This window comes from Bradyrhizobium algeriense, from assembly GCF_003062295.1.
Lineage (GTDB): Bacteria > Pseudomonadota > Alphaproteobacteria > Rhizobiales > Xanthobacteraceae > Bradyrhizobium > Bradyrhizobium algeriense.
Map to the genome: position 1 here is coordinate 142,830 of NZ_PYCN01000007.1, position 25,566 is coordinate 168,395.

The window sequence follows — 25,566 nt, forward strand, 5'->3', positions numbered from 1 at the left end:
CCATTGCGAGCGCCCCGCGCCGCGCGCCGGTCACAACCTGAGGACGATCGATGGAGAAGTTTCTCCAACGCGAGATTCGCGCGTGTCACCGCGCGACCAAACCGAATTTGGCGACCGCCCACGCGCCGCCGAAGAATCGCAAAGACGCGATTCGGAATCGCAAGACGCGATTCGGAATCGCAACGCGCAATTCGAATCACATCCCTGCAGCAGCGATCGTGAGAATCGCGATTGCGCCCACTGAAAATTACAACGCCTGACATCAATCGTGTTCGAAGGGGATCGCGTCATTTTTGTGCGGCCGGCACTTTTTGCGCCAGCTTTCGCCACGTGACGACGCGGCCCATGACGCGCGCGGCCAGTGGACTTATCGTTCAGACGCAAGACAGAACAACGTCGTGCGCGATTTGTCGCAGAGGTTTTGATTGCTGGCGGAAGCGACCGCTGCGCTGAAGACGGATCGCAAGGATGCCTTTCGCGTCACCGTATTGCCCCTAGCCTGCGCAAATCCGCCGCGTGCAGGTCCAGTCACGGGCCCGTTTTGCTGTTCTTCCTTCGATGCGGGTGAGGAGTCACGCCTCACGTCTTGCCCGCGCGCATCACTTCACGATTCCCAAAATCCGTGGTGGTCGTTTGTAGTTCGTGAGGCCTCTGAGTAAGAGGTTTGAATAATGGCACGCTTCAATCTGAACGGCTTCCTCGACAACAGCCGCTTCGAGGATTTCTTCGCTAGGTTCGGCGGCGGCAGCTCCGACCATGATCATCTGAACGGGACAACCGGCAACAACACCTTGTCCGGGGGTGCCAAGGAAGACACTCTCGCAGGCATGGCCGGCAGCGACACGCTCAATGGCGGCTCCGGCGCTGACAAGGTGTGGGGCGGCTCGGGCAACGACAACCTCTCGGGCGGCTCCGGCGCCGACCTTCTCGTCGGCGGCTTCGGCGCCGACCGGATGGATGGCGGCACCGGCAACGACACGTTGCTCAGCCGGTCGGATGCCGGCGAGATGGTCGCAGCACAGGACGGCACGACGCAGATCTTCGCTGAAGAAACCGCCGCGTTCAAGGCCGTCAACGATACGCTGACCGGCGGCGCCGGCGGCGATACCTTCCGCTTCGAAGGTATGGTGAACGCCAAGGACGAGATTGTCGCAAAGCACGTCAATGCCGACGGCACCATCGACTGGGTTGGCGTGACCGGCGAGAACAACGCCACTCACGACCACTGGGTCGACGGCTTTGGCAACGACGTGATCCGCGACTTCAATCGCGCCCAGGGCGACAAGATCGAAATCTCGGCGCACACCGCCGAGGTCCAGTCGATCCAGCACAAGGACAGCAATGGCGACGGCAGGAACGACTACAGCGTGATCACCGTCATCAGCCAGCAAGGCAATGCCGGCGCGCATGACGAGGATCTGCTCGGCACCATCACCGTCTACGGCAACCTGGTGAAGGCAAGCGATATCACGACGACCCAAACCGTGTATGGCGCATACGAGAAGGTCGGCGAACTCGGCGGCGCGCACTTCGAACTGGAGGACGACGGCGTGCTGGCCGGTGGCGGCACCGACGGCGGCCACCATAACGAAGCGACGGCGATGGCCAACATGGCCATGTACGGTTAAGCCGAAAACAACAAGACACGATCACGGACAAGGGCCGCCTCCCGGCCCTTGTCCTCCAGCGTCCGGTGTCGATTCAATCGTCACCGGGCGCTGGACTGCGTGGCTGGGTCCCACTGCTCGCGCGCCCCTGGGTATTGATCGCGTAGCCGCAAGAGCGCAGCGATATGCGGGAAACTTCGAAAATCCCGGATGTCGCGGAGCCTGTCATCACCATGCGAGCGCAATTGCGCTCGTCACTGGGCGCCCCTTCGCGCGACCCGTCGTCCGGCGCACGATAGCGACATTCGCGGCTAATCCGCCGCTTCGTCCGCGGTCGAAGCGATGCCACACGCGCTATCTGGCGTAAGCCTTGGAATTCCTTATTGGCACGACTGCGCGGCGTTACGCCGGGAACTGTTGGGTTCCATTCCCATTCGCCTCATTTTGCACGTGTTTGTTGCCTTGAAGTGACAATTGCAAATCCTGGGTTGTGGCATCTTTCGAACAGGTCAAGGCCACAAGCATCGTGCGATCTCTTGGCTTTGACGGCGTTTGTGACGTGGGTTTCGCAGGGGGACCATGGAATGAACCGGTGCTTACGCTCGCTGTCTTGTTTTTTCACGGTAGCTGGGCTCGCCCTCTTCTCGACGGATGCGACCGCGCGGGCCAGCCATAAGCCACACACCCAGAAGGCGCACGAAGCGACCAGGAAGTCGCACGTGAAGGAGGCTCATCCTCATCGCAGCGCTGCGTCCGGGAAACGCCGGCACGCCAAACACGCTTCCGCGCAACGCAAGCCGAAGCCGTCGAAGGCTTCGCCTGCTCCCAGCGAGGCCATAGCTCCGCTGACGGGCGATTTTGCGCTGGTGAAGGAAGCCATCGATCTCGCGCGCAGGGCAAAGACCGAAGAGGCGACGGCCATAAGGAACAGGATCGCGGACCCGGCGGCGCAGAAGCTCGTCGAGTGGTTCATCCTGCGCCACCCGGCGACGACCGCGACTTTCAGCCGCTACGCGGCGTTCATCGCCGCCAAACCGGAATGGCCGAGCACCGCGTTGCTGCGCCGGCGCGCAGAGGCGCGGCTGTGGGAGCAGCGCAGCGATGCGGCGACGGTCCGCGGCTTCATTGGCGATCGGCCCACAAGTGCCAAGGGCAAGTTGGCACTCGCGCGCGTGCTGCTCGCAGAGGGTGATCGGGACGGCGCGGCGCGGCTGGCCCGCGACGCATGGCGATCGGACGAATTGTCGGAGCCCCTGGAGGCCGCAGTGTTCGAGACGTTCCGCGATTTTCTCGATCGCGACGACCACCGTGCACGCATGGACAGGCGCATCGGCGCCAAGGACCTCGCCGGCGCGAAGCGCGCCGCGAAACGCCTCGGCAACGACGAGCTTGCGATCGTGAAGGCGTGTGCCGCGGTCAGGGGAAAAGCGGACAAGGCGCTGGATGCGCTCGACGATGTCGCAGCCGAGGCACGGCAGGATCTCGGCTACACCCTTTGCCGCATCCAGTGGATGCTCGCTCAAAACCGCATTGACGATGCGGCCCGCCTGATGCTGGCCGCGGCACCCGAGACCATGGCGCTGCAGGACACCGATCAATGGTGGCGCGAGCGGCGCATGCTTGCCCGCAAGCTGCTTGATCAGGACAAGTTCCAGACCGCCTACGATGTGGTCCGTCCCGCCGCCACGCCGGCCAATGAATATTACCGCGCCGACGTCCACTTCATGTGCGGCTGGATCGCCTTGCGCTATCTCGACGATCCCGCCACCGCCGCCCGGCATTTCGCCCACATCGATGAGGGACAGGCCAATCCGATCGTGCTGGCACGGGCCAACTACTGGCGCGGACGCGCGGCCGAAGCCCTTGGCCAGACGGATGCGATGCGTGCGAGCTATGAAGCGGCCGCCCGCTACCCGACCGCCTATTACGGCCAGCTCGCGCGCGCCAGGCTTGGCCGCGACCAGATCGAACTGCGCGCGCCCTCGCCCGTTCTCGCGTCCGCCGATGCTTCGGCCACGGACGAACGCGTGCGCGCCGCCGACATGCTCTACGAGATCGGCGAACGCGATGTCGTGCTCTATTTTGCCGCCGATCTCGGCGAACAAAGCTCTGATGTTGCTCTGCTCGAAGCGCTCGGCGAACTCACCGGCCGCCGCAACGACGCCCGCGCGATGCTGCAGGTCGGAAAGCCCTCACTCGGTCGCGGACTGCCGCTCGACCATTACGCCTTTCCCACCATCGGGATTCCGCCGCACCGCCAGCTCGCCCCCGAAATCGAGCACAGCATGATTTATTCGGTGGCGCGCACGGAGAGCGCGTTCGACCAGCGCGACAAGTCTGCGGCGGATGCGGTCGGCCTGATGCAGGTGACGCCGGAAGCGGGACGCGATACCGCCAAGCGCTTTGGCATCAGCTATGACTGGGACCGCATGGTTTCCGACCCGGTCTACAACACGCAAATGGGCGCCGCCGAACTGAGCGCGCTGCTGAGCGAATACAAGGGCAATCACATCATGACCTTTGCCGGCTACAACGCCGGCCGGGGCCGGGTGCGGGACTGGGTCAAGGCCCATGGCGATCCGCGTGACCCCACGGTCGACGCGGTCGACTGGGTCGAGCGGATTCCGTTTTCCGAAACGCGGAACTACGTCCAGCGCGTGATTGAGAATTTGGCGGTCTATCGCGTGCGGTTTGACAACGCCCCCGCGGTGACGTCGAAGATCGACCAGCGCGTCGTGACGCAGGAGGTGAATGCGGCGCCATTGCCGGCCGCCGAGGCGGCCGCCCGCCGGTGAAGTTGTGACAGGCTGCCACGATTGGTCGCCGCACACTCACCGATCCATTTTCACGCTATTTCTTTCCGGGCGCGACCGGCGCAAGGTCAGCATCGTTGGTCACTTCTTTAACCCCGCCCAATTGCCCGCCGGTGAGAATGAATGCCGCGGCAGCCACTGCGATGATTCCGCCGAGAATGAGCCCGAGTGTGCCCTTCCGTCGGTTGTCATTGTCAGCCATTGTGCGCTCCGTATACCTATAAGAGCGCTAACGTCCGCGCTAACGGTAGGTTCCCCGTTCCCGGTCTTGCATATTCGTCCGCGTGCGCATCCGGGGCTAGTCCACCTTGACGTTGGCGGCCTTGATCATCGGCCACCATTTTGCAATTTCGGCCTTCTGCCAGGTGCCGAGCGCTTCGGGCGTGAGCTTGTCCTTTGGCGGCATCTGCAGCCCGAGATTTTCGAGCTGCTTGCGCACAGCCGGATCATTCAGGGCGTCGACCGCCGCAGCATTCAGCTTTGCGACGACGTCTTTTGGTGTGCCCTTGGGCACCCAAAGGCCGGACCACAGCGTCATGTGGAATCCCGGCAATCCCGCCTCGTCGACGGTCGGAATGTCGGACGCGGATTCCACGCGCTTGCTATCTGTGATGGCATAGGCGCGGATGTTGCCGGCGCGCACCTGCCCGATCGAGTTCGAGGTCTGGTCGACGATCAGGTCGATCTGGCCGGCGACGAGATCGTTCATCGCGGGGCCGGTGCCGCGATATGGCACGTATTGCAGTTTGACGCCGGCGACGCTCTCGAAATAGAGCCCGGCGATGTGGCTCCCGGAGCCCGCGCCTGCGGTGCCGGCCGTCGCCGGCGCTGGCTGCGCCTTCAGCCACGCGATGAATTCCTTCAGCGATTTCGCCGGGACCGCGTTCTTGCTGACGATGATCATCGGGTTGCTGGGCAGCAAGGCGACCGGTTCGAGATCGGTGACGAGATCGTAGCCGAGCTTGTAGATCGCGCCGTTGGCGACGTGAGTGCCGAGATGGCCGAAGCTGATCGCGTAACCGTCAGGCGGCGAGCGCACCGCACGGCCGACCCCGACCGATCCGCCCGCCCCTGTCACGTTCTCGACCAGGACCTGCTCGCCGAGCGTGGCCTTCATGCGCTCGGCGAGAATCCGCGCCATCGCATCCGACGGGCCGCCGGCGGAGAACGGCACAATGATGGTGATGGGACGCGATGGAAAGTTTTGCGCGGCCGCGGCGCCGCCGAATGCCAACACTGCAATCGCGGCCAGAATGATCTTTCGCATCTCGTGCTCCCATCACATCCCGCCGCGCGACAGTCAGAGCTTTGCGTAGTCGATCGGCTTGTGTCGATCGAGCGTACGCGTGACCGGCGGCAGCGGATATTTAAGCCCTGTCGCGCAATTGAACAGCATGACACGATCGTTTTTCGTCACGCGGCCGTCGGCAAGGCTTTGCTGGTAAGCAGCATACGTCGCCGCCCCTTCCGGACACAACAGCAGGCCCTCCTCGCGCGCCACTTCGTTGAGCGCAGCAGAAATCTTCTCATCCGGGACCGCAATCGCAAATCCCTTGCTCTCACGGACCGCGCGCAGGATCAGAAAATCTCCGACCGCCTGCGGCACGCGAATGCCTGATGCAATGGTGTGGGCATCTTCCCAGCGCGGCGCGTGCTCGGTGCCGTTCTCGAAGGCGCGCACCATCGGCGCGCAGCCCGACGCCTGCACCGCCACCATCCGCGGCCGCTTCGCGCCGATGAAGCCGATAGCCTCCAGCTCGGCAAAAGCCTTCCACATGCCGATCAAACCAGTACCGCCGCCGGTCGGATAGAAGATCACGTCGGGCACCTCCCAGCCGAGCTGTTCGGCGAGCTCCAGCCCCATCGTCTTCTTGCCTTCGATCCGGTACGGCTCCTTCAGCGTCGAGGTATCGAACCAGCCGGCCTTTGCTTTGCCCTCACCGACGATCTTGCCGCAATCATCGATCAGCCCGTTGACGCGGTAGACGGTGGCGCCCTGCAGCTCGATCTCGCTGACGTTCACTTCCGGCGTATCGGCCGGGCAGAAGATCGTGGTCTTGATGCCGCAGGCGGTCGCATAGGCCGCCAGCGCCGCGCCGGCATTGCCGTTGGTCGGCATCGCCATGTGCCTGATGCCGAGCGCCTTGCCCATCGACACCGCCATCACGAGGCCGCGGGCCTTGAACGAGCCGGTTGGCAGCCGGCCCTCGTCCTTGACGATGATCTCAGCCCCGCCGAGTTTCTTCCCAAGTTTCGGCAACCGGATCAGCGGCGTCGTCACTTCGCCGAGGCTGACGATATCAGTGACCTTCCGCACCGGCAGCAATTCGCGGTAGCGCCACATGTCGGCGGGACGCTCCGCCAACGCCTCCTTGGTCAGCGCCTTCTTCACGCCGACCAGGTCGTAGCGCACCAGCAGCGGCTTTCCGGCCTTCGACAGGTTATGGATCTGGTCGGCAGGATAATGATCGCCTTCCATCGCGCATTCGAGATGGGTCACGAACGTTGGACGTTCGATGGTCAGGTTGTCGTTGTCTTTCACGGATTGCTCTTTCGTTTCTTGTTGGGCGCGACCGGTGGGATCACGCCTTACATGTTCAGCACGCGCCCATAAGCATCCAGCACGGCTTCCTTCATCATCTCCGACAGCGTCGGATGCGGGAACACCGTGTGCATCAATTCTTCTTCCGTGGTCTCCAGATTCATCGCGACCACGTAACCCTGAATCAGCTCGGTCACTTCGGCACCGATCATATGCGCGCCGAGCAACTGGCCGGTCTTCTTGTCGAAGATCACCTTGATCAGGCCCTGATCCTCGCCGAGCGCAATCGCCTTGCCGTTGCCGACGAACGGGAAACGGCCGACGCGGATCTCGCGACCGCCATCCTTCGCCCGGGCCTCGGTTAGTCCCACAGAGGCGACCTGCGGATGGCAATAGGTGCAGCCCGGAATGAGGTCCTTGTCCATGGCGTGCGGATGCAGGCCCTTGATCGCCTCGATGCAGACCACGCCCTCATGCTCGGCCTTGTGGGCCAGCATCGGCGGGCCCGCGACATCGCCGATCGCGTAGATGCCGGGCACGTTGGTCTTGCCGTAGCCGTCAATCACAACAACGCCACGGTCGGTCTTGACGCCGACCTTCTCCAGCCCGAGGCCCTCGATGTTGCCGACCACACCGACCGCCGAGATCACCCGCTCGAACTCGACCGTCTGCGGTTTCTTGCCGTCGTCGATGGTGGCGACGACGCTGTCGGCCTTCTTCTCGAGTTTTGTGACCTTGGTGTTACTGAGGATTTTGATTCCCTGCTTCTCAAACTGCTTGCGCGCCAGGCCGGCGATCTCGGCGTCCTCGACGGGGAGAATCTGCGGCAGCACCTCGACCACGGTGACGTCGGCGCCCATGGTGTGGAAGAACGAGGCGAACTCGATGCCGATCGCGCCGGAACCGACCACCAGCAGAGATTTCGGCATCCGCTCCGGCACCATCGCCTCGAAATAGGTCCAGACCAGTTTCTTGTCGGGCTCGAGCCCCGGCAGCACGCGCGGCCGCGCGCCGGTCGCGAGGATGATGTGTTTGGCTTGATACGCCCCCTCGCCCAGCGCGCCCTTCGGCGCCTCGACGGCGGACTTCTTCACCGTGACCTTGCCGGGCGCATCGATCGAGGCGTCGCCCCAGATCACCGTGACCTTGTTCTTCTTCATTAGAAAGCCGACGCCGTCATTGAGGCGCTTTGAGACGCCGCGCGAGCGCGCCACGACGGCCTTCGGGTCGAACGAGACTTTTTCGGCGGACAGCCCGTAATCCTTGGCGTGCTGCATGTAGTGGTAGATCTCGGCCGAGCGTAAGAGCGCCTTGGTCGGGATGCAGCCCCAGTTCAGGCAGATGCCGCCGAGATAGGATTTTTCGATGATCGCGGTCTTGAAGCCGAGCTGGGCGGCGCGGATCGCGGTGACGTAGCCGCCAGGGCCGGAGCCGATGATGATGACGTCGAAGGATGTGTCGGCCATTGGCTACTCGCTCGTTTTCATCGTGCGACCATCTCGTTTCTTCAGTCATTGCGAGGAGCTCGCGACAAAATTGCAAGAGCAATTTTGCGCTGATGCGACGAAGCAATCCACATTGTCGCGAGTAAGATGGATTGCTTCCGCCTTCGCTCTTCGAGCTACGGCGGACATGTCGCAGCGCTCGCAATGACGGCGTTGCATCATGCGATGATCACACCATCATCATCACGGGGTTTTCGATCAGCTGCTTGAAGGCGCCGATTAGCTCGGCGCCGAGCGCGCCGTCGATGGCGCGGTGATCGCAGGACAGCGTCACGCTCATCATCTGCGCGATCTCGATCTTGCCATCGCGCACCACGGGACGCTCTTCGCTGGTGCCAACCGCCAGGATCGTCGCATGCGGCGGATTGATCACGGCGGTGAAGTGATTGATGCCGTACATGCCGAGGTTCGACACCGCCGTGGTGCCGCCCTGATATTCTTCCGGCTTCAGCTTGCGGGCGCGGGCGCGGGCCGCATAGTCCTTCATTTCGGACGAGATGGTGGACAGCGTCTTGGTCTCCGCCTTGCGGATGATCGGCGTGATCAGGCCGCCCGGCATGGCGACCGCCACGCCGATGTCGGAATGCTTGTGCTTGAGCATGCCGCCTTCGGTCCAGCTCACGTTACAGTTCGGAATTTTTTGCAGCGCGACCGCCATCGCCTTGATGACGAAATCGTTGACCGAGAGCTTGTAGAGCGGCTTCTTTTCCTTGTCCTTGGGTGCGGCGGCATTGATCTCCTCGCGCGCCACAAGCAGCTTGCCGATGTCACAGTCCATCGTCAGGTAGAAAACCGGCACGGTCTGCACCGAGGCGGTGAGCCGTTGCGCGATGGTGCGGCGCATGCCGTCATGCGGCACAACCTCGTAGGAGCCCTCCTCGAACAAAGCGAGGATCTGCTTGTCCGACATCCCGGGCGCGAGGCCCGGACCCGCCGCAGGCGCGGCGGCCGGGGCCTTCAGGCCCTTGCCGGATTTCGCACCCTCAACGTCGCGGGCGACGACGCGGCCATGCGGGCCGGAGCCGTTGATGCGCGAAAGGTCAATGCCGGCGTCCTTGGCAAGACGGCGGGCGAGCGGCGACGAGAAGATGCGCGCGTGACCATTGCCTTGCGAAGCGGAAGCCGCCGCCTGCGGCGCCGCAGCCTGCGTCGGCCCGGTTGCTGCGGGTTTTGGCGCGGGCGCGGCGGCAGCTGCCGGCGCCGGTTTTGCGGCGGGCGCTTCAGCAGTCTTTGGTGCCGGTGCAGCACCGGCTGCCTTCACGTCCTCGCCGTCGCCGGCCAAAACCGCGATGATATCGTTGACCGGGACGTCCTGCGTCCCTTCAGGCACCAGAATCTTTGCAATCGTTCCCTCATCGACCGCCTCGACCTCCATCGTCGCCTTGTCGGTCTCGATCTCCGCGATCACGTCGCCGGACTTGACCTTGTCGCCCTCTTTCTTGAGCCACTTGGCAAGGTTGCCCTTTTCCATCGTGGGCGACAGCGCGGGCATCAAAATGTTGATCGGCATTGTCAGTGACCTTGTTGCGACCGGGGCATGGTTGAGCCCATATCGGTCGGCCGGTTGATTTCGGCTTCGAACATGTCGACGATACGCGTCAGCGCCTCGTCTTCGGTGTAGCCGCTCTCGCGGGCATAGGCGCGGGCAGCGTGGCGCGCGATATCGACCAGAAGCATGCCCCACATGTCAGGCTCCTCGAAGGCGCGCTGGAACGCGATCGAGAGCCCGCCGTCGACCACGAAGGCGCGCAGCACTTCGACGGCATCCTCGCGGCCGATGACGTCGGGCGGCAGCGGCTGTTCGTTGGGACCGGCCATATCGACCTACCGATAGGCAACGGCTTTGGCGGCCGCGACCACCTCGGCCACGTTGGGCAATGCGAGCTTCTCGAGGTTGGCCGCATAAGGCATCGGCACGTCCTTGCCGGACACCCGCGCCACCGGCGCGTCGAGATAGTCGAAGGCGTGCTCCATGATGCGGGCGGCGATCTCGGCGCCGACGCCCGACTGCTGCCAGCCTTCTTCCACCGTCACCGCGCGGCCGGTCTTCTTCACGGATGCAACGATGGTCTCGGTGTCCATCGGACGCAGCGTGCGCAGGTCGATCACCTCGGCCTCGATGCCTTGCTTGGCCAGTTCGTCGGCGGCCTTCAGCGCGTAGGTCATGCCGTTCGACCACGAGATCAGCGTCACGTCCTTGCCCGACCGCACGATCCGCGCCTTTCCGATCGGGATCACGTAATCGTCGAGTTTTGGCACCTCGCCGGTGTGGCCGTACAAAACCTCGTTTTCGAGGAAGATGACCGGATTGGGATCGCGGATCGCGGCTTTCAGCAGCCCCTTGTAGTCGGCGGCCGAGAACGGCGCGATCACTTTCAAGCCGGGAATCTGCGAGTACCAGGCCGAGTAATCCTGGCTGTGCTGGGCGGCGACGCGGGCGGCGGCGCCGTTCGGGCCGCGGAACACGATCGAACAGCCCATCTGGCCGCCCGACATGTACAGCGTCTTGGCCGCGGAGTTGATGATCTGGTCGATCGCCTGCATGGCGAAGTTGAAGGTCATGAATTCGACGATCGGCTTCAGCCCGGACATCGCAGCACCAACGCCGACGCCGGCAAAACCGTGCTCGGTGATCGGAGTATCGATCACGCGCCGCGCGCCGAACTCCTGCAGCAGGCCTTGGGTGACCTTGTAGGCGCCCTGATATTCCGCGACCTCTTCGCCCATCACGAACACGTCGGCGTCGCGCCGCATCTCCTCGGCCATCGCATCGCGCAGCGCTTCGCGGATGGTCTGGGTGATCATCTCGGTGCCCGCAGGGACTTCCGGATCGGGTTCGGCGACGGCGGCCGGCGGCGCCTTTGCCTCGGCCTTCGGCTGGGGCGCCTTTGCCTCGGCCTTCGGCTGGGGCGCTTCTGCCTTTGCTTCGGCTGATGGTGCTGATTCCGCGGCCTTCGCCGCTGGCACGGGTGCGGCCATCTTGCCGAGATCGGCAGCGCTCTCGCCGTCGGCCAGAATGGTCGCGATCGGTGTATTGACTGCGACGTCGGCGGTGCCTTCGGGGATCAATATCCTGCCGAGCGTGCCCTCATCGGTCGCCTCGACTTCCATCGTCGCCTTGTCGGTTTCGATCTCGGCGATGACATCGCCCGACTTGATCGTCTCGCCTTCCTTCTTCAGCCACTTCGCAAGGTTGCCCTTTTCCATGGTGGGCGACAGCGCAGGCATCAGCACTTGAATGGGCATATCGGCTCCCGAAATCACTTGTCAGTTGGTTCTGCGCTGGTTTGGTTTGCACGTCGCCAGAGTCGCAGAACCGGTCCCACTTTTTGCGGAATATTGGTTGAACTACCTGTAGATGTCGGTCCAGAGCTCGGAAGGATCGGGCTCGGGATCGCGCTGGGCGAAATCCGCCGAGGCGTTGACGATCTCGCGCACCTCGGCGTCGATGGCCTTCAATTCCTGCTCGCTGACCTTGGCGGCCAGGAGACGATTGCGCACCTGCTCGATGGGATCCTGATCGGTGCGGATCTTCTCGACCTCTTCGCGGGTCCGGTATTTGGCCGGATCGGACATCGAGTGGCCGCGGTAGCGGTAGGTCTGCATTTCCAGGATGAACGGCCCCTTGCCGGCGCGGCACCAGGCGACCGCCTCGTCGCCCGCCGCCTTGACGGCGCGGACGTCCATGCCGTCGACCTGCTGGCCCGGAATGTTGAAGGAGGCGCCGCGCTTGGAAAAATCGGTCAGGGCCGAGGAGCGCGTCACCGACGTGCCCATGGCGTAGCGGTTGTTCTCGATCACATAGATCACCGGAAGCTTCCACAGCTCCGCCATGTTGAAGCTCTCGTAGACCTGGCCCTGATTGGACGCGCCGTCGCCGAAATAGGCGATGCTGACGAAATCATTGCCGCGGTAGCGGTTGGCAAAGGCGAGTCCCGTCCCGAGCGAAACCTGGGCGCCGACGATGCCGTGGCCGCCGAAGAAATTCTTCTCCATGCTGAACATGTGCATGGAGCCGCCCTTGCCCTTGGAATAGCCGCCGCGACGTCCGGTGAGTTCGGCCATTACGCCATTGGCGTCCATCCCGCAGGCCAGCATGTGGCCGTGGTCACGGTATCCGGTTATGACCTGGTCGCCCTGCTTCAGGGCCATCTGCATCCCGACGACCACGGCTTCCTGGCCGATATAGAGATGGCAGAAACCGCCGATCGCACCCATGCCGTAGAGCTGGCCGGCCTTTTCCTCGAAGCGGCGGATCAACAGCATGTCCCGCAGCGCGGCCAGCTCCTGCGCCTTGGTGAATTCCGGTGGGGACCCGTTTGCCTTCTCCTGCTCTGTTTCCTTCGCGACGACGCTTTTCTTGGGTGCAGCCATGGCAATTCCGGGTGAGAGAGAGACGGATCAGCCCTCTCTAACCCAACTCAAACCGGCGTGAAAGGATTGCCTGCGCTGGAGAAAATATTGCTATGCCGCACTGCAGCGCAGCGAGACATTTTCGAAATCGATTTGGCGATTTTTTGAAATTTGCGGACACGCGCCGACATGAGACCGCTTTCGTGACAGCGGTTTGAAAATCAGTTCGGCTTGATGGTCCGGACCAGATCGCGCGGGTTGGCGTAGTCGAGCTGGAAGCGTGCGCGCTCGTCCAGCATATCAGGGTCGACCCGGTCGGACCGCAGCAGCGACACCCGCTGCTCGCCCTGCGCCCGCTCCCGCTTCAGCCGCGCCAGTTCCGAGGTCAGCGCGATGATCTCCTGATCGAGTTCCTGGCGCGCGTTCAGCCCGTATTTGCCGGTATAGGCGTTGACGCCGAAATAGCCGACCATCAGCGCCGCCATCGTGTAGAGGGCGAGGCCGGTCAGGATGGATTTCAGGCGCGTGCGGGAGACCATGCGCCAAGATGCGACGGCCGGGTTAATGGAATCCTAAGATGGCAGGTGTGGGCAATGAGGACCGCCCTCCCTCCCCCGTCATTGCGAGCGCAGCGAAGCAATCCATCATTCGGCTATGCCGCGCTATGGATTGCTTCGCTTCGCTCGCAATGACGTGGATGGGTCTGCCTACCCGTTCTGCTTCTCGATGAACGCAGCGAACGCGCCGAGATACTGCTGCAGCACCTTCTGCACGGCCTCCTTGATCAACTCACCCTTGTCGTCGAAGGCGTCGCCGACGCCGTTGACGTAGATCTCGGGCTGGCCGAGGATCGGCCCGGCAATGCCGGACAGGATGTTCTGCAGATGCTTGGTCGCGCTGATGCCGCCGAGCGCGCCGGGCGAGTTGCTGACAATGCCGACCGGCTTGCCGAGGAACGAGCTCTTGCCATAGGGGCGCGAGCCGACGTCGATGGCGTTCTTCAACACGCCAGGGATCGAGCGGTTATATTCAGGGGTCACGAACAGCACGCCGTTCGACTTCTGCAGCTTCTCGCGGAACGCCAGCCAGTCGGCCGGAGGTGCGGCTTCCAGATCCTGGTTGAAGAAGGAAATATCGCCCAGCGTAGTGACGTCGAGCTTCAGCGAAGCCGGCGCGAGCTTGGCCAAAGCGTTGGCGATCTTGAGCGAGAAACCCTCCTTGCGGAGGCTGCCGACGATGGTGACGATGGTGTGGGCCATGGATTTTCCTTGTGAAGCTGGACGCCTGCCCCTCACCTAACGATATCGCCAGATAGATGCAAGCGCATGAACCGTGCAATTTCGGAAACGCATCGTTTTTGAAACTGGCCGAGGGAATTGGGTCCCGGGGCAGACGGACAAGGCCGTGCTGGGCCAGAAGCTGAGATGCCCCGACGCGCAGCCCGGTCCGCTTCGGCGCCAAATTGCGGACGTGTTCGTTTGACTATATGCAAGCAAAACGCGGCGTCTTCGGCCGACCAACGAGAAGCGAACGATGGCAGAACGCAAAACGAGGGTCGCCATCCTGTTCGGCGGGCGCTCCGCGGAGCACGACGTATCCAGGGCGTCCGCAGCGAACGTGCTTCGCTCCCTCGACCCCAGCCGTTATGATGTCACGCTGATCGGCATCGCCAGGGATGGCCGCTGGATTGTCGCCGACGCGGGCAATGGCGCCGGCATCGGCGCTGTTGCGCTGGCCATTCCGGACGATGGACCGCAGCTGACCCTGTTGCCGGGCGGACATGGCCGTGCACTGGTTCTTGAGCGGAATACGGCAGGGATTCGGGAATTGCCGGCGTTCGATCTCTTCTTCCCGGTCCTGCACGGCCCCAACGGCGAGGATGGCACGGTTCAGGGCGCGCTCGAACTATGCGACGTGGCCTACGTAGGCTCGCGTGTGATGGGATCGGCGGCATCGATGGACAAGGATGTCGCAAAGCGGCTGATGCGCGACGCGGGCCTGCCGGTCGTGCCCTATGTCGCCATGTCGGCCATGTCACCGCTCACGTATGACGATGCGGTCGGCGCCGTTGGCTCGCCGGAGGTCTTCGTCAAGCCGGCCAACATGGGTTCGTCGGTGGGCGTATCGAAGGCTCGAACCGCGCAAGAGTTCGAAGCTTGCTGCGGGTTGGCGTTTCGCTTCGACAGGAAGATACTGATTGAGCGATGTGTCGCCCCGGTGCGGGAAATCGAGTGCTCCGTGCTTGAAGACGCGAATGGCAACATCCGTGCGTCGCAACTCGGAGAGATCGTCCCCGCCGACAAGCACGGTTTCTATTCTTACGATGCGAAGTACCTTGACGATGATGGCGCCGCTCTTCAGGTTCCGGCCGATGTGCCCCCACCGGTGGCCGACCGCATCAGGGAATTCGCAATCAAGACGTTCCGCGTGCTGGGCTGTGAAGGAATGGCGCGCGTCGATTTCTTTCTCAACGGCGAGCAGGTATTCGTGAACGAAGCCAATACCCTTCCCGGCTTCACCAATATCAGCATGTACCCGCGGCTATGGCAGGCCAGCGGGTTATCACAATCCGACCTTATGGATGTGCTGATCGGCCATGCACTGGAACGTCACAAGAGATCCAGGAACCTGGCTTTCCAGCGCGAGTAGAATAGGCACGCCGCCTCGCTTTCGCCGGCCAAATCAATCGGCCGCCGAAGAGCCGCCGCTGCGGCCCTTCACCATCAGTCATGGCGAATACTCCCCAGCGCTGGTTGCGGTTGTTCCGCATTCATTTGCGCCGCAAGCGTTCTCCCGTCGCCGGGAGAACGCAAGCCGGATTTGCCAGGGAAGCGAGCCGCCTGCTGTCGTCGTCAGCCCTTGTTGGGGTTGATCAGGAATTTCTCGCCGGTGGCGCGTTTGTTGTAGACCGCGATGTTGGAGAGCTGCAGCGTCTCCTGCAGCGACACCACCTGCGTGTAGTGGCTGGCGAAGGTGGTCCTGAGTTCGGAAGCGACGCGCTGGCGCAGCTTGCCGATTTCGGCGGGGCCGATCTTCTGCAGGAACGGTGTCAGCAGCCAGCCGCCGACGCCCCAGGTCAGGCCGAACGCCCGGCTCAGTTCGGTCGGACGGTTGTCGAGGCTGCCGTAGATGTAGACCTGCTTGTACACGTTCGAGCCGTAGCGGCTGTATTCCTTGGCGGTCTTGTTGGCCGCACTCTCCATGCAGGTGAGGATCTGCCCCGCGAGCTTGCCGCCGCCGATGGCGTCGAACGCAATCGTGGCGCCAGTTTCCACCAGCGCATTGGTCAGATCGTCCATGAAGCTGTCTGCGGTGGAATCGACGACATGCTTGGCGCCGATCTTGTGCAGGATATCCGCCTGCTCCTTGCTGCGCACGATGTTGACGAGGCCGATACCGTCCTTGATGCAGATCTTGTTGAGCATCTGCCCGAGGTTCGAGGCGGCCGCCGTATGCACCAGCGCCTTGTGATTCTCGCGCCGCATGGTCTCGGTCATGCCGAGCGCGGTCAGCGGGTTGACGAACCACGACGCGCCGTCGGCAGGCGTGGTGCCGGCCGGGAGCTCCATAACGTCCCTCACCTTCATGGTGCGATACTGCGAGTACATCGCGCCGCCGATCATCGAGACATTCTTGCCCATCAGCGCCTTGGCGGCATCCGAGGATCCGGTCCTGATCACCACGCCGGCGCCCTCGTTGCCCACGGGGAGCGACTGGTCGAGCCTCGCCGCCATCATCCGCAGGGCGGCTTCCGGCATTTTTGCGGTGACCACAGGTGTGTCCTCGCTGCCTGAAACCTTGGCGGTCGACATGTCGGCCGGGCCGATCAGGAGCCCGAGATCGGACGGGTTGATCGGCGTCGCCTCGACCCGGACCACGACTTCGTCGTCGGCCGGCTCGGGCGTCGGGACGTCCACCAGCGACAGTTCGAGTTCGCCGCTCTTCTTGAGCAGCGAACGCAGTTGCAGCCCGCTTTTGCCGTCGCTCATCGTACGTCCTCCCCCGTTTGTGTTGGTTATATCTGGATGCGCCGTTGCGTTACGCCAGTGCCTTCAACGCCGCCTTCCCCGCATATTTCGCCTGCTCGCCAAGCTGCTGCTCGATGCGCAGGAGCTGGTTGTATTTGGCGGTGCGGTCGGAGCGCGCCAGCGAGCCGGTTTTGATCTGGCCGCAATTGGTGGCGACCGCGAGGTCGGCGATGGTGGAGTCTTCCGTTTCGCCGGAGCGGTGCGACATCACGGAGGTATAGCCGTACTTGTGCGCCAGTTCGACCGCGGCGAGCGTTTCCGTCAACGTGCCGATCTGGTTGACCTTGATCAGGATCGAATTGGCGCGGCCATTCTTGATGCCGTCGGCGAGCCGCGTGACGTTGGTGACGAACAAATCGTCGCCGACGAGCTGGCACTTGTTGCCGATCAAATCGGTCAATTCCTTCCAGCCGTCCATGTCGTCTTCGGACATGCCGTCCTCGATGCTGACGATCGGATAGCGCGAGACGAGATCGGCGAGATATTTCGCCTGCTCGGAGCGCGAGCGGGTCTTGTTCTCGCCGCCATAGACGTAAGCGCCGTCCTTGAAGAACTCGGTCGCCGCGCAATCCAGCCCGAGCATCACGTCGCTGCCTGCCTTGTAGCCGGCCTTTCCAATTGCGCTCACCACGAACTCGAGCGCGGCGTCCGCCGACGGAATATTCGGCGCAAAGCCGCCCTCGTCGCCAACATTGGTGTTGTGGCCGGCCTTTTTCAGTTCGCCACGCAGCGTGTGGAAGATTTCCGAGCCGCAGCGCAGCGCCTCGGCGAAGCTCGCAGCCCCCACGGGGAGGATCATGAATTCCTGGAAATCGATCGGATTGTCGGCATGGGCGCCGCCATTGATAATGTTCATCATCGGCACCGGCAGCGTCCGCGCCGAGGTGCCGCCGACATAGCGATAGAGCGGCATGTCGAAGGATTCGGCCGCCGCCTTGGCGCAGGCCAGCGAGACGCCGAGGATGGCGTTGGCCCCAAGCCGGCTCTTGTTCGGGGTACCGTCGAGATCGATCATGATCTGGTCGATCTGGACCTGTTCCTCGACGGCCTGATCGCTCAGCGCCTCGAAGATTTCGCCGTTGACGGCCTCGACCGCCTTCTGCACGCCCTTGCCGAGATAGCGCTTCTTGTCGCCGTCGCGCAGTTCGACCGCCTCATGCGCGCCGGTGGAAGCGCCCGACGGCACCGCCGCACGGCCGATCGAGCCGTCTTCCAGCACCACATCGACTTCAACGGTGGGATTGCCCCGGCTATCGAGAATTTCGCGGCCAATGATGTCGACGATGGCGGTCATGTCTTAAACTTTCCTGGGAGTGGTGGGTCAGGTTCGGGGGCGTCTTACACGGCAAGCAAGCAAATGTGAACGCTTGACGGGCCGCCTTTTCCGGACGGTAGGATTGGGTCAGGATAGACTGCTCCAAGGTTGATATCGGCGTCCAAACCTTCACGTTCATAAGTCGGGGTAACGCAATGAATCGCCGCCAGTTTCTTGGAACCGCCGCCGCTGGAATCCTCGCTGCGCCCGCCTTCCTGCGCCACGCCGACGCCCAGGAAGGCCCGTTCCGCGTCAAATATTATCCAGTCAAATCAGGCATGGGCTCCCGCGACACCACCCCTGCGCCCGACGGCACGATCTGGTTCTGCGGCCAGCGCAACGGCACGTTGGGACGTCTCGATCCCCGCGACGGCTCCTACAAACTGGTCGACCTCGGCAAGGGCGCGGCGCCCCATGGCGTCATCATCGGTCCTGATGGAGCGCCCTGGGTGACCGAAGGCGGCCAGAACGCGATTGCGCGCGTCGACCCCGGCGACCACAAGGTGACGCTGTTCCGCCTGCCCGAAAAGGAAAGCTACGCCAACCTCAACACCGCCGTGTTCGACAAGAACGGCATCTACTGGTTCACCGGCCAGTCCGGCATCTATGGCCGGCTCGACCCGAAATCGGGCGACATGACCGTGTTCAAGTCGCCGCGCGGGCGCGGCACCTACGGCATGACGGTCACGCCGAAAGGCGACATCTGGTACGCCTCGCTCGCCGGCAACCACATTGCCAAAATCGATCTGGCGACCGGCAACGCGACCGTGGTCGAGCCGCCGACCCCCAACCAGGGCGCACGCCGGGTGTGGTCGGACTCCAAGGGCCGCATCTGGGTCAGCGAGTGGAACAGCGGCAATGTGTCGATGCACGATCCCGCCGACGGCTCCTGGAAGGCATGGAAGCTGCCAGGCAGCAATCCGCGCACCTATGCCGTCTATGTCGACGACAAGGACAAGGTCTGGGTCACCGATTTCGGGGCGAACGCAATCGTGCGCTTCGATCCCGTGACGGAAAAGTTCAATGCGTTCCCGAGCGACAAATCGGGCGCGAATGTGCGCCAGCTCGACGGCCGGCCCGGCGAAACCTGGGGCGGCGAATCCGGCAATGACCGCCTCGTCGTGATCCAGACGGTCGCGCCTGCGTGAGATTGTTTGCAGTCCTGCTGCTGTTGCCCCTTCTCCTGCCCGCTTCCGCCGCCGCGGAGGAAAACGGCGCGCGGGCGTTCGCGCCCTGCCGCGCCTGCCACAGCCTCGATCCGGCTGAGCGCAACCTGCCCGGCCCCAATCTCTCGGGCGTGATCGGCCGCGCCGTCGGCGGAGCCGCGGAATTCGACTATTCGCCGGTGCTGCGCAAGGCGCGCGACGAGGGCTTGCGCTGGGACGCAAAGCGCCTCGAAGCCTTCCTCGCCGATCCCGCCGCGATGTTTCCGGGATTGTGGATGTCGATGCGCGGGATCGAGGACGCGGCCGAACGGCAGGCGCTGGTGAAGTTTATTGAGGATCCCTCCTCGCGCTAACAGTTGACGGCCACGGCGCTTGCGTCCATGTCAGCCCTCGCAACAGGACGATGAAGATGGCCAAGAAATCATTGCAGAAATCATTGCAGCTCGGCCGCGCCGTGGAATGGCCGGACAGCCCGGAAAAGGCGCAGCTCGATCGCGTGCCCAATCCGCAGGCGGACACCAATTACCTGGTGCGCTTCACCGCGCCGGAATTCACCTCGATTTGCCCCGTCACGGGCCAGCCGGACTTCGCGCATCTGATGATCGATTACGTGCCGGGCCAGTGGCTCCTGGAGTCCAAATCGCTCAAACTCTATGTCGCCAGCTTCCGCAATCACGGCGCCTTTCACGAGGATTGCACGGTCATGATCGGCAAGCGCATTGCCGTCGAAATCAAGCCGAAATGGCTTCGCATCGGCGGCTACTGGTATCCGCGCGGCGGCATCCCGATCGACGTGTTCTGGCAGACCGGCAAACTGCCCAAGGACATGTGGGTGCCCGACCAGGGCGTCGCACCGTATCGCGGGCGGGGTTAGGCACGCCAAGCGTTCGGGCATGGCTTGAACGCCTTCTGTTGCGCGCGCGGAATTTTCAGAAGACGCCTCCAGTGAGGCTCAATAGGGAAATAAACGGCCGCGACAACGATGATTGCATACATCGCAGGCGCAGAAAATGCACGGTTGAGAAAAAGCACTCTCAAACGATTGACGCCACAGATTGGTCCAACTGTCGGGCACAGATTGTCCGCATGTTCACAACATCAAGTTCGTCAAGTTCGTGAGCCCGCCATGATTGCTCGGAAGACCGCCCGCTTCCTCCTGAAATATGCATCGAGCGATCCGCTCGGGCTTGCCGATATCGTACACCGCCGCGCGATCGAGCAGTTCAGAACGCCGCCGACGGGCCTCGCGACCGCGCGCTTCAACGGCGTGCATCACGAGATCGACATGTCATTGCATCGGCTGATGAAGAAGTACTTTTTCCATACCCACGAAATGTTTCTCGAACGCATCTTCAAGCGCTGCCTGGCTCCTCGCAAGATCTTCGTCGATATCGGCGCCAATTGCGGCTACTGGTCGGCCTATAGCTTGTCGCTCGTGGGCCAGAGCGGCGAGGTGCACGCCTTCGAGCCGGTGCCGCAATATTTCACCTTTGTCCGACGGCTCGCCGAGCTCAATCCCGATTATCGGGTCATCGCCAATCAGGTTGCCTGCGGCGCGCGGCCTGGCGCCTTCACGATGGCCGTCGTCGCGCCGCGCGCGGAGAATTTCGACAATTACGATATCAATATCGGGTCGAGTTCACTTGCTACCGGCTTCCTCGACCACGCCAGCGAGCTCACGGAAAATATCACCGTTGAGGTTATCGCCTTCGATAGTTATGTACGCGAGCGGAAAATCGATCTCGATCGCGTCGGCCTTATCAAGATCGATGTCGAAGGTTTCGAGGCTGAGGTCTTCGACGGCATGCAAGGCGTGCTGGCAAAGAGCGGTCGCAAAGTGCCGATCCTGTGCGAGATCCTCACCGATCTGAATCGCCCCAAGCCGCTGGACGGTAGACGGATCATTGAACGCCTTGAGGATTGTGGTTACCGCTGCCTCGATGCCACGCATTTGCGACCGATCGATCGTGATGCGCTTGGTTTTGAGGAGAACATTCTCTGCCTCTGACACTCAACTATCTTTCATCAAACTTGCATCAATTTCGGAGCTTCGCGGGCTCAATGCCCGCTCAGCACCAGCGTCTTGACCGGCAACAGCAGCGCCTGAATGCGCAGCAGCATCGCGTGCACCAGTCCGGTGGCATCGACGACGTGCAACGCGAAGCTCTTGAACGAACCGACTTTACCTGACGAGATCAGTTCGTGATTGCTGGTATAGGCGTTGGCTATACAACTGCTGCCCGGCGTCACGCCCTCCAGCCCGCCCTTGTAGATCGGTTCCATGAAAACGAGAATGGTACCCGGGCGCACGACCTGCTGCGCCTCAACCAGTTGTTCGCCGCCCCTGAACTGACCCGCCGCGATGTAGTCCTGCACGTTGGTAACCACCATCGGAATGATCGTCCACGGCTTGGAAATGCAGGTGGCCTCGGCCACCATTCCGACCTTCATGACCTGAGCCTCGATCTGCCCAAACCCTGCCATAAGAGCACGCCGTCCTGCACCCTCGGGAATCAGAACGCCGGCCGACCGTATCATTGGATTGACGATATCACCCCGCCTCAGACCGAACTGCTCGACCCGTCCGTTGACACCGGCGCGAATAAACGTCTTGTCCAGATCGACCTGCGCTTCGGCCAACGCCGCCTCTGCGCTCGCCTTCTCCGCCGGTAGCAGAGCGGTCAGTCGCGTCATCGCGGACTGTTTGGAAGCGGACGCGGCGTCGAGGCTGCCCTGGCGACCTGCAACGGCCACCGTGAGCTTTTCGATGTCGCGTTGCGGCACGATTCCGGGGTTGCGCTTCTGCAGTTCGCTTTTGGTGTCGAGTTCGTCCTGCGCCTGCTGCAGCGCGCCTTTTGCCTCCTGAAGCTGGCCTTCCGCCTTGAGGATGTCAGCTTGCGCTGCCAGCATGGCAGCATCGACTTCGGCGATCTTGCGCCTGGCTGTCAGTAGCGACGCTTCCTGCTTGGCGCTATCAAGCCTGAAAATCACGTCACCTTGCTTGACGGGCGCGCTGAGTTCGAAGTTAACCTCCGCGACTCGGCCGGCTATTTCGGGCACAATCGGAATGGTCCGATAGAACAACGTCGCCGACGTGGTCGACGGGTGATAATAGAAGATCATCGTGATCAGCGAGACCGTGAGCACCAGGCAGGCGATGATGCCAAAGCGCAGCTCGAACCAGACCGAATAGAGCGTGATCTCCTTGCCGAGCCGTTTGCCCTGCCGGTAGCGGCGATAGAGATAGTCCGGAAATATTGTCAAGAGAGAGCAGAGAAGCAACTCAAGCATGGCTGTGCACCTCGCTCTTGGCGCCACCGGCCTTCTCGATGCGGGCCTTGGCCTCGCCCGTTGCGACAGCGTGCGCCGTGTCCCCAACTGGCGCCTCGGTTGGGTCCGGTTCAGGCGGAACGCCAGCCATCTTCTCGACCGATCCTGCAATTCTGCGCAGCGGCGTGCTGAAGTCCGGCAGGTCGATCATGGCGAGGAACAGGCCGATCACCCAGAACAGGTGGTTGTGCGTGAACAGCGACAGCAGGCCCAGCACGGCCACGATTTCAAACTGGAATTTCTGCGACTTGTGGGCCATCCGCTCCGGCAACGAGTGCAGGTGCAAATAGAAATTACCGACCGCGAGAACGGCGACGATCAGAAAAATGCCGACGGCGACCATCAGAACGTCGGTGTCATCAGGTGCGGTGATGAAAGACGGCAGGTGATGGGGCGCGCTGGGGTGAATCGACTCGTTCATGGCAATCCTCCGTTCACAACGGGACTAACGCACTGGGTCGATCAGCTCGGTTCAATCTTTACACAATGTGAAAACTTGGCAAGCGATAAGGCGCGGCCTGCGGCGCATGCGCAAGGCGATCCGGCTGCCTCGTCTTGAACCGGGTGGCCTCTGCGACCGACCCACCGCACATGCACAAAGCTTTCTCCGCCATTCTCGGGTTGGTCGCCCCGCTCTGTCTCGCCGCCACAATCTCGAACGCGACAGCCTTTGCGGAAGCAACCCGGCAGGCGCAGCTTTCGGCGGCCCTCAATAGGCGCTGAGCAGATCGACCTTGGCGTTGGCAAGGATCAGCCGCCGGGCGAGCAGCGCGGAAAGATTGCGCATGATTTTCAGCGCGATCTGCGGGTGGAGCCGGCGATAATCGGCAAAGCTGTCGAGCGGCAGTTCGAGGCATTTCACGGCCGTGTCGGCCCAGACATCGGCGCTGCGATGCGTTTCTATGATGGCCATCTCGCCGAATTCCATGCCGGGTCCAAGCGAGGCCAGCCGCACGCCGCTCGGCAGCTTCACGCTGACCATGCCGCTTTGCAGGAAGAACAGCGAATTGGCCGGTTCGCCGGCGCTGATAATGCGCTGGCCAGCCTCATAGCGCCGCGCGGTCGAGAGCTCCGCGAGCGCGGCGATTTCGTCGGCGGCCAAATCCGCCAGCAGCGCCTGTTCGCCGAGATGGCTGGTTTCCTTCGACGAGGTGAAGCCGCCATAGCGATAGATGATCTGGTCCTCCGCCCATTCGATGGCTTCGTCGAGCAGCGCGAAGCGCCGCAGGTATTTCAAATTGGCGGTGCGTGCGGAAATCGTCTTCCAGACCGGCGATGTCGCCTCGAGGCCCGTCAGGATCGCGGTGACGCCGGTGTTACCAAGGATGGTCAGGTTCTCGCCGAGGAGTTGGGCGCCCGCCGCGGTCAGGTCGGGCACCCTTCGGAAATCGAGGATCAACAGCGGCGCATTCGGCGGTTCGCCGGCCAGCCGCCGCGTCACATGGTCGATCGTGGCAAAGTTCAGGGCGCCGACCAGCTCGATCACCCTGATGTCACTGTGGCGTTCTTCCAGAATCTGCTGCTCATGCGGCTGCCGGCTGCGGCGCGACGAAATGCCGAAGATGTCGTAGTCGGCAATGACGCAGGTGCGGACGTCAGCGCTGCGGTTGAGCATGTGCAGATCGAAGCGCGATGACAGCGCCTCGCATACTTTCAGGCCGCGCACGCTGTTGCCGTGGCTGTCGAGGTTCGGCGAGAACGTGCCGAGCCCCATCTGGGACGGAAGCGCTGCAACAATGCCGCCGCCGACGCCGCTCTTGGCGGGGATGCCGACACGATAGATCCATTCGCCGGCATAATCATACATGCCCGAGCTGGTCATGACGGACAGCGTGCGGGCAACGACGTTGGGCGAAATGACGGAAACGCCGGTGACCGGATTGACGCCGCGATTGGCAAGCGTCGCCGCCATAACCGCAAGGTCGCGCGCCGTAACCAGGATGGCGCATTGCCGGAAATAGGTATCCAGCACGGCATCGACGTCGTCCTGAAGCACGAGATAATTTCTCAGCAACCAGGCGATTGCACGATTGCGGTTGCCGGTCAGCGCTTCGGAAGCGTGGACCGCGTCGTCGACATCGAGTTCGCGCCCGGCGAACTGGCTGAGTTTCTCGCGAATGCGCTCGAAGGCGAAAGCGCCGTCGACCTGATGGATCAGCCCGGAACAGGCGATCGCGCCAGCATTGACCATCGGGTTGAACGGCCGGTTGTCATTGGTCAGACGGATCGAATTGAACGCCTCGCCGCTCGGCTCGACGCCGATCGCAGCGGATACGCGCTCCTCGCCGACCAAGTCGAGCGCAAGCGCAAACACAAAGGCTTTCGAGACCGATTGAATGGTGAAAGGCACGCCGCTATCGCCGACCTCGTAGACGTGGCCATCGATGGTGACGAGGCCTATGCCGAAATGTGCCGGATTGGCGCGCTTCAGCTCGGGGATATAATCGGCGACCGCGCCGGAATGATCCGATCTGAACTCCTCGTGGCAGGCGGCCAAAAACCCTTGCAGCGGCGGCTCGTTGGCGTAACCGGTATTTCTGGCGGCGAAATTGCTTTTGGCCGAGCGGGTAATCTGGGCGTCCACATCATCACCTTAAATGGCAAGAAGCGAAGCAATCCCCATGCCATGGCCGGCTGCCTGACTTCGGCATCTGACGGCGGGCGCGCGACCGATGTGCGTCATCCTGCCGCTAGCCCACCATTTCCTGCCGTTCGTGCCCGATTTGCGCCATTGTCAACCGGCCGGGGGAAATCAGCGCTGCCAGATTTGCGGCGTGCTAAGGCGCGAGCAATCAGCATGACCAAGGAAACGACGCCCCTGTGGGTATGGCTGTCGGTTGCCCTGTTGGCCATCGGTACCCTCGCCTATGTCACGGCGGTTTATCTCATCGAGCACATCATGTGATT

Annotated in this window: 22 protein-coding genes; 7 read left to right on the forward strand and 15 right to left on the reverse strand. The window is 62.7% G+C overall.

The genetic code is table 11. The features are described 5' to 3' along the window. The first annotated feature begins 671 nt into the window (after positions 1 to 671). Together C7G61_RS16575 and C7G61_RS16580 are read left to right on the forward strand one after the other, a co-directional pair. On the forward strand, positions 672 to 1,628 hold the full coding sequence (locus C7G61_RS16575; protein ID WP_108516017.1) for a calcium-binding protein: 957 nt from the start codon (positions 672 to 674) through the stop codon (positions 1,626 to 1,628). Positions 1,629 to 2,191: 563 nt separating this feature from the next. Beyond that, on the forward strand, positions 2,192 to 4,402 hold the full coding sequence (locus tag C7G61_RS16580) for a lytic transglycosylase domain-containing protein (protein ID WP_108516020.1): 2,211 nt from the start codon (positions 2,192 to 2,194) through the stop codon (positions 4,400 to 4,402). Positions 4,403 to 4,457: 55 nt separating this feature from the next. Here the strand turns inward: C7G61_RS16580 and C7G61_RS44680 are convergent, their stop codons facing one another. The 10 genes from C7G61_RS44680 to C7G61_RS16625 form a co-directional block, all read right to left on the reverse strand. After that, positions 4,458 to 4,622: a hypothetical protein gene (locus C7G61_RS44680; protein WP_190241845.1), complete on the reverse strand. Its 165-nt coding sequence runs from the start codon at positions 4,620 to 4,622 to the stop codon at positions 4,458 to 4,460. Positions 4,623 to 4,718: 96 nt separating this feature from the next. After that, entirely contained in the window at positions 4,719 to 5,687 is a 969-nt protein-coding gene (locus C7G61_RS16585; RefSeq protein ID WP_108516023.1) for a tripartite tricarboxylate transporter substrate binding protein BugD, read from the reverse strand. A gap of 33 nt (positions 5,688 to 5,720) precedes the next feature. Further along, the gene (locus C7G61_RS16590; protein ID WP_108516026.1) at positions 5,721 to 6,962 is read right to left on the reverse strand and encodes a threonine synthase; all 1,242 of its coding nucleotides are present in this window, start codon (positions 6,960 to 6,962) and stop codon (positions 5,721 to 5,723) included. Between the two features lie 47 nt (positions 6,963 to 7,009). Continuing rightward, positions 7,010 to 8,428: a dihydrolipoyl dehydrogenase gene (gene lpdA, locus C7G61_RS16595; RefSeq protein WP_108516029.1), complete on the reverse strand. Its 1,419-nt coding sequence runs from the start codon at positions 8,426 to 8,428 to the stop codon at positions 7,010 to 7,012. Positions 8,429 to 8,636: 208 nt separating this feature from the next. Beyond that, positions 8,637 to 9,977 (reverse strand): pyruvate dehydrogenase complex dihydrolipoamide acetyltransferase, encoded by a 1,341-nt coding sequence (locus C7G61_RS16600; RefSeq protein WP_108516032.1) that lies wholly within the window; start codon positions 9,975 to 9,977, stop codon positions 8,637 to 8,639. A 2-nt stretch (positions 9,978 to 9,979) separates the two neighbouring features. Further along, positions 9,980 to 10,285: a DUF5076 domain-containing protein gene (locus tag C7G61_RS16605; protein ID WP_108516035.1), complete on the reverse strand. Its 306-nt coding sequence runs from the start codon at positions 10,283 to 10,285 to the stop codon at positions 9,980 to 9,982. 6 nt (positions 10,286 to 10,291) lie between these two features. Further along, on the reverse strand, positions 10,292 to 11,713 hold the full coding sequence (locus tag C7G61_RS16610) for a pyruvate dehydrogenase complex E1 component subunit beta (RefSeq protein WP_108516038.1): 1,422 nt from the start codon (positions 11,711 to 11,713) through the stop codon (positions 10,292 to 10,294). Between the two features lie 102 nt (positions 11,714 to 11,815). Further along, positions 11,816 to 12,841 carry a pyruvate dehydrogenase (acetyl-transferring) E1 component subunit alpha gene (gene pdhA / locus C7G61_RS16615; protein WP_108516040.1) on the reverse strand — a complete coding sequence of 342 codons (1,026 nt, stop codon included), beginning with the start codon at positions 12,839 to 12,841 and terminating at the stop codon, positions 11,816 to 11,818. Between the two features lie 200 nt (positions 12,842 to 13,041). Then, complete coding sequence (locus C7G61_RS16620) at positions 13,042 to 13,359, reverse strand: FtsB family cell division protein (RefSeq protein ID WP_108516042.1); 318 nt, start codon at positions 13,357 to 13,359, stop codon at positions 13,042 to 13,044. Between the two features lie 168 nt (positions 13,360 to 13,527). Next, on the reverse strand, positions 13,528 to 14,079 hold the full coding sequence (locus tag C7G61_RS16625) for an NADPH-dependent FMN reductase (RefSeq protein ID WP_108516044.1): 552 nt from the start codon (positions 14,077 to 14,079) through the stop codon (positions 13,528 to 13,530). 274 nt (positions 14,080 to 14,353) lie between these two features. Here C7G61_RS16625 and C7G61_RS16630 point away from each other — a divergent pair, with 274 nt between their 5' ends. After that, positions 14,354 to 15,469 (forward strand): D-alanine--D-alanine ligase family protein, encoded by a 1,116-nt coding sequence (locus tag C7G61_RS16630; RefSeq protein ID WP_108516046.1) that lies wholly within the window; start codon positions 14,354 to 14,356, stop codon positions 15,467 to 15,469. Positions 15,470 to 15,672: 203 nt separating this feature from the next. Here the strand turns inward: C7G61_RS16630 and C7G61_RS16635 are convergent, their stop codons facing one another. Then, complete coding sequence (locus tag C7G61_RS16635) at positions 15,673 to 16,809, reverse strand: zinc-binding dehydrogenase (protein ID WP_108516048.1); 1,137 nt, start codon at positions 16,807 to 16,809, stop codon at positions 15,673 to 15,675. A 49-nt stretch (positions 16,810 to 16,858) separates the two neighbouring features. Beyond that, on the reverse strand, positions 16,859 to 18,142 hold the full coding sequence (gene eno, locus C7G61_RS16640) for a phosphopyruvate hydratase (RefSeq protein WP_108516050.1): 1,284 nt from the start codon (positions 18,140 to 18,142) through the stop codon (positions 16,859 to 16,861). Positions 18,143 to 18,318: 176 nt separating this feature from the next. On the opposite strand from eno, the gene C7G61_RS16645 reads away from it, so the two are divergent. The 4 genes from C7G61_RS16645 (at position 18,319) to C7G61_RS16660 (ending at position 21,337) form a co-directional block, all read left to right on the forward strand. Continuing rightward, positions 18,319 to 19,311 (forward strand): Vgb family protein, encoded by a 993-nt coding sequence (locus tag C7G61_RS16645; RefSeq protein WP_108516052.1) that lies wholly within the window; start codon positions 18,319 to 18,321, stop codon positions 19,309 to 19,311. Continuing rightward, positions 19,308 to 19,682 (forward strand): c-type cytochrome, encoded by a 375-nt coding sequence (locus C7G61_RS16650; protein ID WP_108516054.1) that lies wholly within the window; start codon positions 19,308 to 19,310, stop codon positions 19,680 to 19,682. Before C7G61_RS16645 ends, C7G61_RS16650 begins: the two co-directional genes overlap by 4 nt. Positions 19,683 to 19,738: 56 nt before the next feature. Beyond that, positions 19,739 to 20,203: a preQ(1) synthase gene (gene queF, locus C7G61_RS16655; RefSeq protein WP_108516328.1), complete on the forward strand. Its 465-nt coding sequence runs from the start codon at positions 19,739 to 19,741 to the stop codon at positions 20,201 to 20,203. Between the two features lie 252 nt (positions 20,204 to 20,455). Beyond that, positions 20,456 to 21,337, forward strand: a complete 882-nt coding sequence (locus C7G61_RS16660; protein ID WP_190241846.1) for an FkbM family methyltransferase — start codon at positions 20,456 to 20,458, stop codon at positions 21,335 to 21,337. A gap of 50 nt (positions 21,338 to 21,387) precedes the next feature. Here the strand turns inward: C7G61_RS16660 and C7G61_RS16665 are convergent, their stop codons facing one another. From C7G61_RS16665 to glsA, 3 genes are all read right to left on the reverse strand, one after another. Continuing rightward, complete coding sequence (locus C7G61_RS16665) at positions 21,388 to 22,620, reverse strand: HlyD family secretion protein (protein ID WP_108516058.1); 1,233 nt, start codon at positions 22,618 to 22,620, stop codon at positions 21,388 to 21,390. Beyond that, positions 22,613 to 23,080 (reverse strand): hypothetical protein, encoded by a 468-nt coding sequence (locus C7G61_RS16670; protein ID WP_244608322.1) that lies wholly within the window; start codon positions 23,078 to 23,080, stop codon positions 22,613 to 22,615. Before C7G61_RS16670 ends, C7G61_RS16665 begins: the two co-directional genes overlap by 8 nt. 288 nt (positions 23,081 to 23,368) lie before the next feature. Further along, positions 23,369 to 25,243, reverse strand: a complete 1,875-nt coding sequence (glsA, locus tag C7G61_RS16675; RefSeq protein ID WP_108516060.1) for a glutaminase A — start codon at positions 25,241 to 25,243, stop codon at positions 23,369 to 23,371. Between the last annotated feature and the right edge of the window lie 323 nt (positions 25,244 to 25,566).

Excerpts from the sequence above, each read along its gene's own strand:
- C7G61_RS16635 (WP_108516048.1), bottom strand. The coding sequence starts at position 16,809 with ATGAGCGACGGCAAAAGCGGGCTGCAACTGCGTTCGCTGCTCAAGAAG.
- C7G61_RS16665 (WP_108516058.1), bottom strand. The coding sequence starts at position 22,620 with ATGCTTGAGTTGCTTCTCTGCTCTCTCTTGACAATATTTCCGGACTAT.
- C7G61_RS16620 (WP_108516042.1), bottom strand. The coding sequence starts at position 13,359 with ATGGTCTCCCGCACGCGCCTGAAATCCATCCTGACCGGCCTCGCCCTC.
- C7G61_RS16670 (WP_244608322.1), bottom strand. The coding sequence starts at position 23,080 with ATGAACGAGTCGATTCACCCCAGCGCGCCCCATCACCTGCCGTCTTTC.
- C7G61_RS16575 (WP_108516017.1), top strand. The coding sequence starts at position 672 with ATGGCACGCTTCAATCTGAACGGCTTCCTCGACAACAGCCGCTTCGAG.
- eno (WP_108516050.1), bottom strand. The coding sequence starts at position 18,142 with ATGACCGCCATCGTCGACATCATTGGCCGCGAAATTCTCGATAGCCGG.
- C7G61_RS16630 (WP_108516046.1), top strand. The coding sequence starts at position 14,354 with ATGGCAGAACGCAAAACGAGGGTCGCCATCCTGTTCGGCGGGCGCTCC.
- C7G61_RS16610 (WP_108516038.1), bottom strand. The coding sequence starts at position 11,713 with ATGCCCATTCAAGTGCTGATGCCTGCGCTGTCGCCCACCATGGAAAAG.
- C7G61_RS16625 (WP_108516044.1), bottom strand. The coding sequence starts at position 14,079 with ATGGCCCACACCATCGTCACCATCGTCGGCAGCCTCCGCAAGGAGGGT.
- C7G61_RS16605 (WP_108516035.1), bottom strand. The coding sequence starts at position 10,285 with ATGGCCGGTCCCAACGAACAGCCGCTGCCGCCCGACGTCATCGGCCGC.
- C7G61_RS16645 (WP_108516052.1), top strand. The coding sequence starts at position 18,319 with ATGAATCGCCGCCAGTTTCTTGGAACCGCCGCCGCTGGAATCCTCGCT.
- C7G61_RS16660 (WP_190241846.1), top strand. The coding sequence starts at position 20,456 with ATGATTGCTCGGAAGACCGCCCGCTTCCTCCTGAAATATGCATCGAGC.
- C7G61_RS44680 (WP_190241845.1), bottom strand. The coding sequence starts at position 4,622 with ATGGCTGACAATGACAACCGACGGAAGGGCACACTCGGGCTCATTCTC.
- C7G61_RS16600 (WP_108516032.1), bottom strand. The coding sequence starts at position 9,977 with ATGCCGATCAACATTTTGATGCCCGCGCTGTCGCCCACGATGGAAAAG.
- C7G61_RS16585 (WP_108516023.1), bottom strand. The coding sequence starts at position 5,687 with ATGCGAAAGATCATTCTGGCCGCGATTGCAGTGTTGGCATTCGGCGGC.
- C7G61_RS16580 (WP_108516020.1), top strand. The coding sequence starts at position 2,192 with ATGAACCGGTGCTTACGCTCGCTGTCTTGTTTTTTCACGGTAGCTGGG.
- lpdA (WP_108516029.1), bottom strand. The coding sequence starts at position 8,428 with ATGGCCGACACATCCTTCGACGTCATCATCATCGGCTCCGGCCCTGGC.
- queF (WP_108516328.1), top strand. The coding sequence starts at position 19,739 with ATGGCCAAGAAATCATTGCAGAAATCATTGCAGCTCGGCCGCGCCGTG.
- pdhA (WP_108516040.1), bottom strand. The coding sequence starts at position 12,841 with ATGGCTGCACCCAAGAAAAGCGTCGTCGCGAAGGAAACAGAGCAGGAG.